The organism is Dokdonia sinensis (assembly GCF_003688895.1).
Lineage (GTDB): Bacteria > Bacteroidota > Bacteroidia > Flavobacteriales > Flavobacteriaceae > Dokdonia > Dokdonia sinensis.
Genome location: NZ_REFV01000001.1, coordinates 114,898 through 129,764 on the forward strand (window position 1 = coordinate 114,898; position 14,867 = coordinate 129,764).

General features: G+C 39.2%; 15 protein-coding genes. 1 reads left to right on the forward strand and 14 read right to left on the reverse strand.

The window, feature by feature from the left end:
- Positions 1 to 4: 4 nt before the first annotated feature.
- The 9 genes from EAX61_RS00420 to EAX61_RS00460 form a co-directional block, all read right to left on the reverse strand.
- Positions 5 to 1,240, reverse strand: coding sequence for an Nramp family divalent metal transporter (locus tag EAX61_RS00420; protein ID WP_121915681.1), 1,236 nt, complete (start codon positions 1,238 to 1,240; stop codon positions 5 to 7).
- Positions 1,237 to 1,806 (reverse strand): RNA polymerase sigma factor, encoded by a 570-nt coding sequence (locus tag EAX61_RS00425; RefSeq protein WP_121915682.1) that lies wholly within the window; start codon positions 1,804 to 1,806, stop codon positions 1,237 to 1,239. The genes EAX61_RS00420 and EAX61_RS00425 overlap by 4 nt, the downstream gene beginning before the upstream one ends.
- Positions 1,797 to 2,930 carry a glycosyltransferase gene (locus EAX61_RS00430; RefSeq protein ID WP_347337915.1) on the reverse strand — a complete coding sequence of 378 codons (1,134 nt, stop codon included), beginning with the start codon at positions 2,928 to 2,930 and terminating at the stop codon, positions 1,797 to 1,799. The genes EAX61_RS00425 and EAX61_RS00430 overlap by 10 nt, the downstream gene beginning before the upstream one ends.
- 6 nt (positions 2,931 to 2,936) lie before the next feature.
- The gene (locus tag EAX61_RS00435; RefSeq protein ID WP_121915683.1) at positions 2,937 to 3,137 is read right to left on the reverse strand and encodes a membrane or secreted protein; all 201 of its coding nucleotides are present in this window, start codon (positions 3,135 to 3,137) and stop codon (positions 2,937 to 2,939) included.
- Between the two features lie 57 nt (positions 3,138 to 3,194).
- Positions 3,195 to 3,959 carry an anti-sigma factor gene (locus tag EAX61_RS00440; protein WP_121915684.1) on the reverse strand — a complete coding sequence of 255 codons (765 nt, stop codon included), beginning with the start codon at positions 3,957 to 3,959 and terminating at the stop codon, positions 3,195 to 3,197.
- Positions 3,956 to 4,507: an RNA polymerase sigma factor gene (locus tag EAX61_RS00445; RefSeq protein WP_121915685.1), complete on the reverse strand. Its 552-nt coding sequence runs from the start codon at positions 4,505 to 4,507 to the stop codon at positions 3,956 to 3,958. The genes EAX61_RS00440 and EAX61_RS00445 overlap by 4 nt, the downstream gene beginning before the upstream one ends.
- A gap of 298 nt (positions 4,508 to 4,805) precedes the next feature.
- The gene (murB, locus tag EAX61_RS00450; protein WP_121915686.1) at positions 4,806 to 5,825 is read right to left on the reverse strand and encodes a UDP-N-acetylmuramate dehydrogenase; all 1,020 of its coding nucleotides are present in this window, start codon (positions 5,823 to 5,825) and stop codon (positions 4,806 to 4,808) included.
- Complete coding sequence (locus EAX61_RS00455) at positions 5,825 to 7,015, reverse strand: pyridoxal phosphate-dependent aminotransferase (RefSeq protein ID WP_121915687.1); 1,191 nt, start codon at positions 7,013 to 7,015, stop codon at positions 5,825 to 5,827. Before EAX61_RS00455 ends, murB begins: the two co-directional genes overlap by 1 nt.
- A gap of 178 nt (positions 7,016 to 7,193) precedes the next feature.
- On the reverse strand, positions 7,194 to 7,616 hold the full coding sequence (locus EAX61_RS00460) for a DUF1573 domain-containing protein (protein ID WP_121915688.1): 423 nt from the start codon (positions 7,614 to 7,616) through the stop codon (positions 7,194 to 7,196).
- A 177-nt stretch (positions 7,617 to 7,793) separates the two neighbouring features.
- Here EAX61_RS00460 and EAX61_RS00465 point away from each other — a divergent pair, with 177 nt between their 5' ends.
- Complete coding sequence (locus tag EAX61_RS00465) at positions 7,794 to 10,427, forward strand: valine--tRNA ligase (protein WP_121915689.1); 2,634 nt, start codon at positions 7,794 to 7,796, stop codon at positions 10,425 to 10,427.
- A 5-nt stretch (positions 10,428 to 10,432) separates the two neighbouring features.
- Here the strand turns inward: EAX61_RS00465 and EAX61_RS00470 are convergent, their stop codons facing one another.
- The 5 genes from EAX61_RS00470 to ftsH form a co-directional block, all read right to left on the reverse strand.
- Complete coding sequence (locus EAX61_RS00470; protein WP_121915690.1) at positions 10,433 to 10,702, reverse strand: acyl-CoA-binding protein; 270 nt, start codon at positions 10,700 to 10,702, stop codon at positions 10,433 to 10,435.
- Positions 10,703 to 11,353 carry a phosphatidylserine decarboxylase family protein gene (locus EAX61_RS00475; RefSeq protein ID WP_121915691.1) on the reverse strand — a complete coding sequence of 217 codons (651 nt, stop codon included), beginning with the start codon at positions 11,351 to 11,353 and terminating at the stop codon, positions 10,703 to 10,705. It abuts the gene before it with no gap.
- Positions 11,343 to 12,146, reverse strand: a complete 804-nt coding sequence (locus EAX61_RS00480; protein ID WP_121915692.1) for a phosphatidate cytidylyltransferase — start codon at positions 12,144 to 12,146, stop codon at positions 11,343 to 11,345. The genes EAX61_RS00475 and EAX61_RS00480 overlap by 11 nt, the downstream gene beginning before the upstream one ends.
- Position 12,147: 1 nt before the next feature.
- The gene (locus EAX61_RS00485; RefSeq protein ID WP_121915693.1) at positions 12,148 to 12,762 is read right to left on the reverse strand and encodes an LUD domain-containing protein; all 615 of its coding nucleotides are present in this window, start codon (positions 12,760 to 12,762) and stop codon (positions 12,148 to 12,150) included.
- A 134-nt stretch (positions 12,763 to 12,896) separates the two neighbouring features.
- Positions 12,897 to 14,864: an ATP-dependent zinc metalloprotease FtsH gene (gene ftsH, locus EAX61_RS00490; protein WP_121915694.1), complete on the reverse strand. Its 1,968-nt coding sequence runs from the start codon at positions 14,862 to 14,864 to the stop codon at positions 12,897 to 12,899.
- Between the last annotated feature and the right edge of the window lie 3 nt (positions 14,865 to 14,867).

Below are 14,867 nucleotides of genomic sequence, written 5' to 3' on the forward strand. Positions count from 1 at the left end.
GACATTAAAATAATGTAATTAGATACCAAACGCTAAAGCCTATGAGCAATACGATACTCAATAAGCTAAGTATCTTCATTGCATTCGAGAGCTTTGCTTCTTCAGGGATATCAGCTTTTGCGAAAGCTAGATAATTACAGATCGCGTAAAATGGCGCTGTAATAAAAGACACAATAGTAGCAACCGCAACTAGAAATCCCATATCACTCATAAAGAAAAATAAAATCACACAAGTGCCTACGACTAAAGAGACGAGCCAAAACAAATACGTAAATTTACCAGATCCTATTTTTAATATTTGACTTGCTCTAGTAAGTGCCATAGGAGACCCATCCAGCGTTGTTAGGGTTGTGCTAAACATCGTTGTAAACGCTGCAATACCAATAAATATGGTAGCCCAACCTCCTAAACTTGTGGTGTACATGTTTATTAACTGACCAGCAAACTCTCCGCCCTTAGAAGAAAATGCCTCGCCACTACCGTACATTACAAGTGCTCCAAGCGTGAGAAAACCTATACCCAATACAATGGTACTCGCATAACCTAAATTAAAATCGAACAGCGAAGTTCTCAAACTTCCCTTTTCTGTCTTTCCTTTTTCTAGTGTCCAGAGCGAGTGCCAGATAGATATATCGAGTGGTGCCGGCATCCATCCCATAAAAGCTATTAAAAAAGCCAATCCAGCAGCATCTGTAGGAATTATTTGCATCAAACTTTTAGGATTACCCATACCTTGTGTTTGTATGCTTTCGCGAAAAGCAAAGAATACCGCCACAATCGTACTAATGGTTAACGTAACTATTATAATTTTCATAAGATTATCTAAAACCTTATAACGTCCTATTGCCAAAATCATCGCGCACAGAAATGTAATCGCCACGCTCCAAATAGCGATATCTAGTCCAATGCCAAAGAGCTGTACGGCCAGACCTGCTGTCACAACAGTAACTGCCGTTTGGATGGTAAACATTGTGAGAATCGTGAGAATTAAATAGGTAATCAGGACACCTTTACCTAGACTGGCATAGCCGTCAAGTAAGCTATTTCCAGTCGCAGCAGCATACCGTGGACCAAGTTGAAAGAATGGATATTTAATAAGATTAATGAGCAACAATGCCCAGATAAGTCCAAATCCAAAATCGGCACCAGCCCTTGTGCTTTGTACAAGGTGGGAAACTCCAATCGCCGCTCCGGCGAAAAGCAGCCCAGGACCTAACTTTTTTAAAGTGATTCCCGTCATCGCTCTACTTTATTAATAATATCTGCAAGAAGACGCCTTGCTCTAAGAAGCTTTACCTTAACATTATTCATAGGCTCGCCCAAGGATGTAGCCATTTCCTTGTAGCTCATTTCTTGAAAGTAGCGCAAGTTTATCATTTCTTGATAATGCGGCTTAAGCATCTTTATGTAGTTAAGTAATTGCGCTAGGTTTTGCTCTTTTATAAGTGCATCCTCGGCAGTTAGGTTTTCATCAGGGACTTTGTAGACTCTATCTTTATCCTTTATATCTGTCTGAGAGCGTACGGATGAGGACTTCTTTCTAAGAATATCAATATGGATATTTTTAGAAATTGCAATAAGCCAGGTGTTGAATTGAAATTCTTCTTTGTAGGTTTGAATTTTATCAAAAGCCTTTGAGAAACTCTGGATGGTTATATCCTCGGCCTCGTACTCGTTCTGAGTGCGCTTGAGTTGGAATCCATATACTTCATTCCAATACACATTAAGCAAAAAGCTGAAAGCGCTTTGCTTTCCCTCTTTTGCTTTATTAATTTCTGATAAGATCTTGTCGGGAGTTATTTCCAACGATTAGGTTTTGAGATCAAGTTTGCACTAAAGATACTCAATTGAAAAAAAATGAGAAATAATTCGTTTAAAGGAAAAAACCAAGCGCAATCCTTCTCTTGTAACCTATATGCACTTACTCCTACTGCTATCCAAGCAATTAAGTATCTCAAGCCTATGATCGCTAAACAAATCTCCCATTGAAAACTTGTGAACAATATGAGAAAAGCAGATAGGAAGAATAATAGCTGACTGCTATAAAAAATTGCTAGAAGAAATTTATCTGTCCATTTGTAGTATTTGGCAACATTTACGTGTCTACGTTTCTGAGTAAACCAGGCTCTGTAGCTCTTCTTAGCCTTGGATATCGTAAAACTCTCGTAATTCCAAATAGCAGTTGTATTTTGGGATGTAGCTGCCTGATTAACAAATAGATCGTCGTCGCCGCTTCTTATTTTAATATGATTAATAAAACCGCGTTGCTCGTAAAAAAGGTTTGTTGTGTAAGCAAGATTTCTACCCACTCCCATATAAGGTTTTCCTCCAATTGCGTAGGAAAAGTATTGTACGGCTGTAAAAAGAGTCTCATATCGTATTAACTGATTAAGCAAAGAGCCTTTTACTTTTTCATAACCTCCGTAGCCTAAAACAATCTCTTTTTCTTGTGAAAAACCTCTGGCCATCTCGCGTATCCAATTTGATGTAGCTGGAACACAATCTGCATCTGTAAAGAGAAGGTGCTCGTAGGCTGCGGCTTTAACACCTAAAGTGAGTGCGTATTTTTTATTTCCCCAGAAAGCCTCAACATTTACAACATTTACCTGCTTCACTCTCTTATCGCTTAGGGCAAATTGTTCCATCACTTCTTCTGTGTCGTCACTAGAAGCGTCGTTTATAAAAACGATCTGGAACTCGGGATAATCCTGCTCTAAAAGTTTGGGAATATGCTTTTTTAGATTTTCAGCTTCATTTTTTGCGCAGACGATTACTGAAATAGGTGGTAATGCCGGGTTTAAATTTTTTGAAAGTGCTTTTGTGGTATTCGCTTTCGCGAAAGCGAACCTGTAAAAAAAGAAATAGTAACACACGTTTACAGCGGTTACTATGATAAATAAATAAAATAGGTAGGGGTACAGATGTTCCAAGATTGCCTACTGTTTCTCTACAGCACAGTCGCCCATCTCTTCTGGTAGTTTGCCACACATCCCACAAGCTTCTCCTTCTTTATTAAGAAAAGGGCTCTGACTCGCACAAGTACCAGCAAACTTACCGTCCTTTTTGCCCCATATTTTTATAGCAATTCCTGCGATGCCTAGGGCAAGTAATAATAATACAATTAAGAAAAGTTTCATAGCCTCAATTTTGTGCAAAGATACACAAATGCCAGGTTTTAAGAAAGTATGCAGCCCTTAGAAACTTACCTTAGACACCACACTTTCTTCTGTCGTTTCCTTACTTCCCCCTTTAGGTTCGATGGTGATGTTTAGACTTGCCATACGCTCACGGTAAGGAATCTCGACAAGGTTATCTTTTGACATTTTAAGAATATCTAGCGGACGTAATTTTCCATCTACCTCTGCCCACATTTGGTAAACTTGATCATCCGGTAACTCAGGTAATGCTACCACATTTACATAAGATTTTTTTTCGAGTTCATTTACGTAAGCGACCATTTCTAATTTACGCGCTCTAGTATTTCCGCGCATAATATACTTTTGAGTTTCCGTACTATTAAGAATCATAAATTGCTCCTCTACAGATTGTAGTGATTCTCTATTTGAAACGATATCGTCGCTTAGTTGTTCTAAAAGTTCATTATATACATAACGATCTTCCATTAGAGCTTGGTTTTGATCCCAAAATAAATAAGTAACAAAACTAAATATAACAGCTACGCCACAAGCTACAACTGCAATCCAAGGAAAAATACGCTCTTTCTTAGGCTTAGCTTTTATAGATTTCATTATCGAAGTTTTAAGCTCTTCGGGAGCTGCTACAGCATACGAACTTGCATAATCTTCAAGGTTTTTTTGAAGCTCGTTGTAGGTTTCCTTAACCTCTGGATATTTAGCAATGTAATGTTCAACTTCTTGGGATTCTATAGGGGAGGTGGTCCCCATAAGGTATCGTTCTAGCAAATCGCCTTCCAAAAACGTTGTTACTCTCTGATTCATAATGATATTAAAACAATTAATATTCCAAACAACTTACGCATTTCTCTAAGCCCAATCTTAAGGCGTGACTTTACAGTTCCTAACGGGATATTTAACTCATCACTAGCCTCCTGCTGAGTCATTCCTTGAAAAAATAAGGCGTCTATAACCACCTTGTATTTTTCTTCAAGCCCACTTGCGTGATGCTCTATGTCTAGATGCTCTATGGCGAGTTGCGTGGTTGGTATGTGATATACGTTAGAATCGTCCGTTTGGATTTCTTTAGCCATTTTTCTTTTGCGACTTCTTATAGCGTCTATGGCTGTGTTTTGAACTACTCGAAAAAGCCAGGTAAAGAGTCTCGCTTTGCCTTCATCATATTTGTGAGCATTTTTCCAAATTTTTACAAAAGCATCCTGCAATACGTCTTGAGCGAGTGCGTCATCTTTAGTAACTTTAATGGCAACTCCATAAAGTGCGTCTGCATAGTGGTCATATAGGAGACCTATGGCACGTTCGTCTTGAGCTCTGAGCAACTCAACGATATGTCTTTCGATGAATGGTTTCAAAAAATGTAGATTGTTGGTTTGAATAAAAGTTTAGGGGTAATCTACTCGCTATACTTAAATATACAGCGTTTAAATAAGAAACGAAATATTTTCGTTTTTATTTAACTCAAACATAAAATCTATAAATTAGTATTGATTATGAACGACATAGAGTTTGTAACAACTCTTTAGAATAATGCTATTTAAAGCTAAAAGAGGATAGATTCTAAAATATCAATGTTTTATAAATGCAAATTGAATAGCGTTTACTTTTGTATAAATACGCTTTCGCGAAAGCGTACTCATCACCATCGCTACATCAAATCACGTTTACCTCTGGCTCAATATGCAGTCCAAATTTATCTTCAACAGTTTTCTGAATATGTATCGCCAAATTCCAAATCTCTTCTCCTGTAGCGTTACCGTGATTTACCAACACCAACGCCTGTTTGTCGTGTACTCCGGCATCCCCAAAGCGTTTACCTTTAAAGCCAGCTTGCTCGATAAGCCAACCCGCTGGAACCTTTACCGTATCTTGGGCAACAGGGTAAAATGGAACGGTGGGGAATTTTTTGCGCAAACGTGTAAATACTTTTTGAGAAATAATTGGATTTTTAAAGAAACTCCCGCTATTTCCTATTTTCCTAGGGTCTGGAAGTTTAGACTTTCGTATGGTTATTACCGCATCCGAAACGTCTTTTATCGTTGGAACATCAATACCTCTATCTACCAGCGTATCGTAAATAGCACCATACTCTGTATGTAAAATGTGGTTTTTTTTAGTTAACCTAAAAGTTACTGAAGTAATAATGTATTTATCCTTAAGTGTATTCTTAAATACAGAATCACGATAGCCAAAAGCGCAATCCTCCAGATAAAAAGTGGCTTCTTCAAAAGATTCTCTGTGGATCGCTGTACACGAGTGGAAAACATCCTTTAGTTCTACGCCGTAAGCACCTATATTTTGAATGGGAGACGTTCCCACATTTCCTGGAATAAGTGAGAGATTCTCAACACCTCCCAAATTATTACTGACACAATAAAGTACGAACTCGTGCCAGTTTTCTCCGCCAGCAACTCTTAATAAAACTTCGTCCTCAGAAAAAGAATCATCTACAATCTCCATTCCCTTAAAGTCTAAATGAATTACGAGACGGTCAATGTCTTTAGTAAGTAACATATTGCTCCCTCCACTTATGATAAAGGGATTCTTATATTCTTTGTGACCGAGCACTTTTTTAAGTTCACTCACAGTATGTACACTCACAAGGTATCTCGCAATAACGTCGATGCCGAATGTGTTGTACTCTCTAAGAGAAACGTGCTCTTTAATGTTCATTAATCTTTGTATTGCTGTAGTGCTACGGCGAGAATTTCGATAGCCTCTTTAAGTGCTTTTTCCTCTAGAACGTAAGCGATACGCACCTGGTTAAGCCCTACGCCATCGCTACTGTAAAATCCAGCAGCTGGTGCGACCATAATTGTTTTTCCGTTATAATCAAAGGACTCTAACAACCATTGTGCAAAGGCATCTGCGTTTTTTACGGGTAACTCTGCGATACAATAAAATGCGCCTTTAGGCTTTGCTACTTTTACACCAGGTATTTTTTCAAGGCCCGATACAAGCGTATTTCTTCTAGAAACATACTCTGCTATCACCTCATCAAAATAAGTTTGAGGAGTATCTAGTGCTGCTTCGGCAGCAATCTGTGCTAAAGTGGGTGGGCTCAATCTTGCCTGTGCAAACTTCATTGCCGTGGCCATTAGCTCCTTATTTCTACTAACGATACATCCTATACGCGCACCGCACATAGAAAAACGTTTAGAGACAGAATCTATCATAATTGCGTGATCATCGATATCACGCTCTGCCATTATAGAGTGATGTTTCAATCCATCATAAGCAAACTCTCTATACACCTCATCTGCAATAAGAAAAAGGTCGTGTTTCTTAACAAGTTCAGCGAGCTGGCGTATCTCTTCTTGACTGTACAAATATCCTGTTGGGTTACCAGGATTACAGATAACAATTGCCTTGGTTTTACCTGTAATTAGCTTTTCAAAATCCGAAATCGGAGGAAGTGCAAAACCTTCATCCAACGTCGAGATAACAGGAACAACTTTTACCCCACTTGCTGTTGCAAATCCGTTATAATTTGCATAAAATGGCTCTGGAATTATAATCTCATCTCCTGGATCTGTCACGCTCCCCATAGCAAACAATAGTGCCTCAGAACCTCCAGTAGATATAATGATATCTTCGCTTCCCACCTCTATACCGTGTTTTTGGTAATAGGCTGCAAGTTTATTTCTATAGGATTGAAATCCAGCACTATGACTGTATTCTAGCACTTGCAAATCTGTATTCCTAACGGCGTCTATTGCTCCCTTAGGCGTTTTTATATCTGGCTGTCCGATGTTGAGATGATGAATCGCTATTCCCCTTGATTTTGCCTTTTCCGCAAAGGGTACTAGTTTACGTATAGGAGATTGAGGCATTGCAAGCCCCTTTTGAGATATTACTGGCATTCTTTTATTTTTTTAGCGTTGCAAAAATGCAAAAAATAAGAGAGTTTATAGATAAGCTTTCGCGAAAATAGCTTCTCCTTAACGAACATTTAGCAATGAAAATACAATTTGACAAGTTTCAAAAAATGACATAAAAAAAGCCACCCGAAGGTGGCTTTCTAAATTTGTGATTTTAGGACTAGTTTCCGTTTATGGGACCGTCACCTTTTTTCTCTAACGGACTGGCTTCAGGAAGTACTTTACCCTTAATTTTTAAGGTGTAAGGCGTTTCAGACGCGTTCGTATATACTGTGATCGTTTTTCTAATAGGCCCAGGACGTTTTGTGTCATACTTTACTTTAATGACATCACTAGCTCCAGGCTGAATAGGATCTTCAGGTTTTTCAGGGATTGTACATCCACAAGTAGAATATACTCTCGCCACGATCAAAACATCGTCTCCGGTGTTTGTAAATTTAAATTCACGTACACCATCTGCACCATATTCAACTTCGCCATAATCTACCACATCTGATTCAAATGTGATTTCGGCTTTCTTTTCTTGTGCTTGAATACCAAAACTTAATAGTCCAGCAACAAACAAAAACATTAGTTTTTTCATAATTTCTAATCTTTGAGGATTGTAAAAGTAGTTAGAAAACATCCAGCTACCAAAAAATCATATTAACAATAGGTCAACATCATACTGATGTTGCTTCAAAAAGAAGCGCTGGAAATTCTTTTATCCTACTCTTATTCCTACTTTTGTTAACTTATTAGTCAACAATCAGACCAAACTATGAGCATTGCTTCAAAATATGACGCTTCTATTGTAGAAGACAAGTGGTATAACTACTGGATGGAGAATAACTTCTTCCACTCTACACCAGACGAGAGAGAGCCTTACACTATCGTAATACCTCCTCCTAACGTCACAGGAGTGCTACATATGGGACATATGCTCAACAACACCATACAAGATGTTTTAATACGTCGAGCACGATTATTAGGTAAAAATGCGTGCTGGGTGCCTGGTACAGACCACGCCTCTATCGCCACCGAGGCCAAAGTAGTTGCACGACTCAAAGAAAGAGGCATTAACAAGTCTGACCTAACGAGAGAAGAATTTCTAGCCCACGCTTGGGAGTGGAAAGAAGAATATGGCGGAGTAATCCTTGATCAACTTAAAAAATTAGGTGCTTCCTGCGATTGGGAGCGCACGGCATTTACGATGGACCCACATATGAGTGAGTCCGTTATAAAAACTTTTGTAGACCTGTACAATAAAGGACTCATTTACCGCGGGTATCGCATGGTAAACTGGGATCCAGAGGCAAAGACGACCCTTTCTGACGAAGAGGTAATACACGAAGAGCGTCAGGGATTACTTTACTACCTAAATTATAAGATCGAAGGTTCTGACGAGACGCTTACTATTGCAACTACACGTCCAGAAACTATTTTTGGAGATACAGCCATCTGCATTAACCCTACGGACGAACGTTTTACCCATCTCAAAGGAAAAAAAGCGATTGTACCTATTTGCGGTCGTGTGATTCCAATTATAGAAGATGAGTATGTAGATCTGGAATTCGGTACAGGATGTCTTAAAGTAACTCCTGCTCACGATGAGAATGATAAAATGCTGGGTGATAAGCACGGGTTAGAAGTGGTTGATATTTTTAATGATGATGCTACGCTCAACAGTTTTGGGATGCATTATAATGGAGTAGACCGTTTTGACTGTCGTCGTGCGATTAAAAAAGAACTGGAAGATTTAGGCGTTCTCGTAAAAACCGAAAATCATGTAAATAAAGTTGGAACCTCAGAACGCACCAAAGCGGTTATCGAGCCTAGGCTCTCTGACCAATGGTTCCTAAAAATGAGCGAGCTTGTAAAACCAGCCATTAAGGCGGTTCTTGAAACAGGAGATGTAAAGCTTTTCCCAAAGAAATTTGAAAACACCTATCGTCACTGGATGGAAAACTGTCGCGACTGGAACATCTCGCGACAACTTTGGTGGGGACAGCAGATTCCGGCCTACTTTTATAGTGATGGCAAGGAGGACTTTGTGGTGGCAGAGACGATGGAGGAGGCGGTTACGCTTTCGCGAAAGCGTACAAACAACCCCAACCTTACTGCCGAAGATTTACGTCAAGACGAAGATGCACTAGATACTTGGTTTAGCTCTTGGCTGTGGCCTATGAGTGTTTTTGACGGCGTGCGCAATCCTGAAAATGAAGAATTTAAGTACTACTACCCTACTAACGATCTTGTAACTGGTCCCGATATTTTATTTTTCTGGGTGGCGCGTATGATTGTTGCGGGATATGAATATACGGGTGAGCGTCCGTTCGAAAATGTGTATTTGACAGGTCTTGTGCGTGATAAACAACGTCGCAAGATGTCAAAATCACTGGGGAATTCTCCAGATGCGCTTGGATTAATTAAGGATTACGGGGCAGACGGAATACGCGTGGGATTACTTTTAAGTAGCGCTGCGGGTAATGATCTGATGTTTGACGAAGAGCTGTGTAATCAAGGAAAGGGGTTTGTAAACAAAATCTGGAACGCTTTCCGCCTTATTAAAGGGTGGGAAATAGATGATACTATTGCTCAACCCGCACATAGTGTGCAAGGGTTAGAGTGGTACACAAACCGTTTTAACCAGACCTTACTGGAAATAGAAGACCATTTCTCTAAATACCGAATTTCTGACGCGCTTATGGCAAGTTATAAATTGGTATGGAACGACTTCTGTGGTTGGTTACTGGAAATAGTAAAACCAGAATACCAGAAACCGATCGATCGAAAAACGTATGATGCGGTTATTGAGGCTCTAGAAAATAACTTGCGCATCCTACATCCATTTATTCCATTTGCCTCTGAGGAAATCTGGCAAACTATTACCACCCGTACTCCTGAGCAGGCACTTATCGTAAACAGGTGGCCGGAAGGAGGAGCTGTAAACGACACTATCATTGCAGATTTTGACTATGCATCACAGGTGATTTCTGGAATTCGAAATATCAGAAAGAGCAAGAACATCGCCTTTAAAGATGCGATTGCTGTTCACGTGCTCAAGAATGAAGATTTCTCTGGAGATTATGATACGATAATTGCAAAATTGGGTAATGTGAGTGATATCGCTTTCGCGAAAGCGCCAGTTGACGGAGCCTTATCCTTTAGAGTAAAGTCTAATGAATATTTCATACCGCTAGCGGGAGCCATAGACGTAGAAGCCGAAGTTGCCAAAATTGAGGAAGAACTCAAATACAATAAAGGTTTCTTGATGTCTGTAAGCAAGAAGCTCTCAAACGAGCGTTTTGTGAGCAACGCACCAGAAAAAGTTGTAGCGCTAGAAAAGCAAAAAATGGCAGATGCCGAGGCTAAAATTGAGGCGTTAGAAAAGAGATTGGCGAGTTTAAAGTAAGCCTACTATTTTCTACCCAAATGTAATTCAGAGGCCTCTATGTAGGCCTCTTTTGCTTCGTCAGAAGTCATATGTTTTACTTGAAGAAGTGCGTTCAGCTTAAAAGCACTTACGAGTTCGTGCTCTCCTTCATTATGGGAAAAGGTATTCTTTTGAGTAGCTTGTTTATATAGCGCATAGAACTGAAGTAAAACGTCTGGCGGGAACTCTTGGGTTGCATTGCCTACACGCTCATAGGCTTCTTCAAAGGCGATATGCAACGCTTTATTCTTCATCTACACAGATGCGATTATAGTTTCGGCGCCTTTAACTTTTTGATTGAGCGTAACATCTATTTTAGTTCCAATAGGTAGGAATACATCAACTCTAGAACCAAATTTTATAAAACCGCTCTCGCTTCCCTGAGTGACTTCTTGACCAACTTCTGCATAGTTTACAATACGTCTTGCAAGTGCTCCTGCAATCTGACGGTGCAGTACTTCGCCAAATTCTTTGGTCTTTACAACAACAGTTGTGCGCTCGTTCTCTTCACTAGATTTAGGGTGCCAAGCTACAAGAAATTTACCTGGATGGTACTTACTGTAGGTTACACTTCCAGCTCCAGGATAGCGCGTCACGTGCACATTTATAGGAGACATAAAAATAGACACCTGTAAACGTTTCTCGTTAAAGTATTCCTTTTCAAATACTTCTTCTATAACAACCACCTTACCATCTACTGGAGAAACAATTTTAGACGTATCGTCTGGAGCATTACGTGCTGGATTTCTAAAGAACTGCAATATGAGCACTAAGAAAACAAGACACACACCTGCGATGAGATAGAATAATATCTCATTAGTTACATACTTTTTGGCAACAAGCATTAAAATAGCAACAATAAGAATCGTGCCCGAAATAATTTTATATCCTTCCTTATGGAACATAGTCAAGTACTATTAAAAACAAATAAATAAATGGACTGGCAAAGATAATACTATCAAGTCTATCATAAAGCCCTCCGTGTCCTGGCATTATCCTTCCGCTATCTTTTACACCAGCCTGACGCTTTAATTGGGATTGAATTAAATCCCCTAAAGTACCAAATAATGATGTCGTAATGGCCACAGTAAGCCATAACTGCAATGAAAGTAGATCTGTAACCTCATAGATTATGACACTTGCAATACAAGCAAAAACTAGCCCCCCTAGAAAACCTTCGACCGTTTTGTTAGGTGATATACGTTCTAGTAGTTTTCGTTTTCCAAAATTCTTTCCTACAATAAAAGCAAACGTATCATTAATCCAGATGAGTGCAAACACACTTGCAACTAGGTATGAGGTATATTCGCCTTTGTAAGACGGCAATAAGATGGTAAACACTACTCCACCTATGAGGTAGCAAAGGGTGTAAATATACTTTTGCGAAAGCGTAATAAACCGCTCCGAAGGCCTCACAAGGTTTTTAATGAGAAATAGGTTTGTGGTAATTGTAAGCACTAAAAAAATTAATGTCGCCATACGCGACAATTTAAAGTGATTAAAAATGGCCACGCATCCTAAAAGTAACACATAGGGAACGAAGGATTTAATACCCAATAACTTTAAAAATTCGTAAAGGCATCCTATTCCCAATAGCAGAAAAACAGCGAGATAAATATGCTCAAAAGAAAATATTGCAAGTAACAGTAATGTCACATACAGTAATCCTGAAAGTCCCCTAATAATAACCTCACGCATACTACAAATCTTCTAGCAGCAACAAATATAGATTTTTCGTACTGCTTCCGTAGCTCAAGAAGTCCTTTTCATCCTCCTTTATTTCAAAATGTTTAATGGTAGTGATATTTGTTGGGATATTGCCAGCGTTTCTATTTTTAATGAGGCGCAAACCTTCTCCTATATTATTTACGATTTGACTTGTAGATGCAAAAACCACCATATTCTGAGGAAATTCGTGGATTTTCATTTCCTTGAGTTGATTAGAGCATATTAAAATAGAACCATTATCAGCAATTAGGCTCTCACAAGTCGTAAGATAGAAAGAGGCGTCTCTTTTTGTGCCATAATTGAGATTATAGCCGTCAAATAGTTTCTTTAAATTTTCATCAATGCAAAAAACAGGGTTCTCGTACCAATCATTTTCTAAAAGAATATTATCAAAATTATCTTGGGTTTCTTCTGGATTTACAGAGTAGAGAAATTTACCTCCGTTGAGTATGAAATTCTTTGTAAAACGCTCATCAGCAGGGGTATGCTCATCTGGCATATACTTGCTGCGCTCATCAGCCATTTGTTCTTGACGAAGGCGCTCTGAGTTAGATGTTTTACCAAATAGCTTTCCAAATATACTCATAAAGGGGTGCGTTCCTAAATTCAGGGTTTTAGTCTCAAATCAAATATAAAAAATCTTGACCTAACCACTGGCTAAATCAAGACTTTTTGGGTTTGATTGTTTTATACGCTTTCGCGAAAGCGAACAAATAAAAGTTATGCTACAATTTCAGGCTCACCTTCTTCCTTCTTTCCGAAAGGACGCTCGCCAAAAATCTCTTGCAAGTTATCCTTAAAAATGACTTCCTTCTCTAAAAGTAAATTTGCGAGTTCCGTCAACTTATCTTTATTCTCTGTAAGCAATGTAACTGCACGTTCATATTGCTTCTCGATGATCTCTGAGATTTCCTTATCTATGAGCTCGGCAGTTTTCTCACTGTACGGCTTACTAAAATTATATTCAGATTGTCCAGAAGAATCGTAATAAGTGAGGTTTCCTACCTTATCACTAAGACCATAAACTGTAACCATCATTCTCGCTTGCTTTGTGACTTTTTCCAGATCACTTAACGCGCCGGTAGATATATTATTAAATATCACTTTCTCTGCCGCTCGACCACCTAAGGCAGCACACATTTCATCCAGCATTTGTTCAGGACGCACTATAAGGCGCTCCTCTGGTAAGTACCAAGCCGCTCCTAAAGATTGCCCACGAGGAACAATTGTCACTTTTACAAGTGGTGCAGCGTGCTCTAGCATCCAGCTTACCGTAGCGTGCCCCGCTTCGTGAAAGGCAATTGCCTTTTTCTCATCTTTCGTAATGATTTTATTCTTCTTCTCAAGACCTCCTACAATACGGTCTACGGCATCAAGAAAATCTTGTTTCCCTACAGCTTTCTTACCTTTACGAGCAGCGATAAGGGCAGCTTCATTACACATATTTGCAATGTCTGCACCAGAGAATCCAGGTGTTTGCTTTGCAAGAAATTCAATATCTAGTTCGTCCTCTACCTTTTTGAGTGGACGCAGGTGTACTTCAAAAATTTCTTTACGCTCTCTTACATCCGGTAGATCTACATAAATCTGACGGTCAAAACGTCCTGCGCGCATTAATGCTTTATCCAGCACGTCTGCTCTGTTAGTCGCTGCGAGTACAATTACATTCGTATTCGTACCGAAACCATCCATCTCAGTAAGCAATTGGTTAAGTGTGTTCTCGCGCTCGTCATTAGATCCTGACATGTTACTTTTACCACGCGCTCTTCCTATTGCATCAATCTCGTCTATAAAAATAATCGCAGGAGATTTCTCCTTAGCTTGTTTAAATAGATCACGTACACGTGATGCTCCTACACCCACAAACATTTCTACAAAGTCAGATCCAGATAAAGAGAAGAATGGCACTTTAGCCTCTCCTGCCACAGCTTTAGCAAGTAAGGTTTTACCCGTTCCTGGTTGACCAACAAGCAATGCTCCTTTGGGAATTTTCCCTCCTAGACTTGTATATTTCTCTGGATTTTTAAGAAAATCTACAATTTCTTGTATTTCTTCTTTTGCACCTTCTAATCCTGCCACATCCTTAAACGTGGTTTTAATATCTGTCTTTTCATCAAAAAGCTTTGCCTTAGATTTACCAATATTAAATATTTGTCCTCCAGGTCCTCCTCCTGAACCTGCAGACATCCTCCGCATAATAAATATCCAGATTCCTACAATTAAGATGATAGGAAGAAAAGGCATAATTTGCTCAAAGATGCCGTGCTCCTCAGCCCATTCAACTTTGGTGTCAAGATTGTTCTCGGCAATGGCAGTCTCGAGGTTATTTTCGAAGTTCTGCTGATCTCCAAATTTTACACTATAATCTGCTGCTGAGGCAGACGGCTGCATAAATGACGGCCCTTTGCTTTTACTATGTATCGACTTACTCTCAGCCTCGCTCGTTAAAAAAATCTTCGCCTCTCTTTTATTTGAGATTACAACTACTTTTTCAACATCGCCCGCTTTTAAATATTCATCAAATTTAGTAGGGGTCGTCTTTGAAGCATCTCCCAGTCCATCACCACTTCCTAAAGCACTAATTGCAAAAAATATAACGATGATTATACCATAAATCCAGTAAGCACTAAACTTGGGCTTTTTGGGAGAAGGTGTGTTCTTTTTATTCTTGGTTTCTTTATCTGACATTAA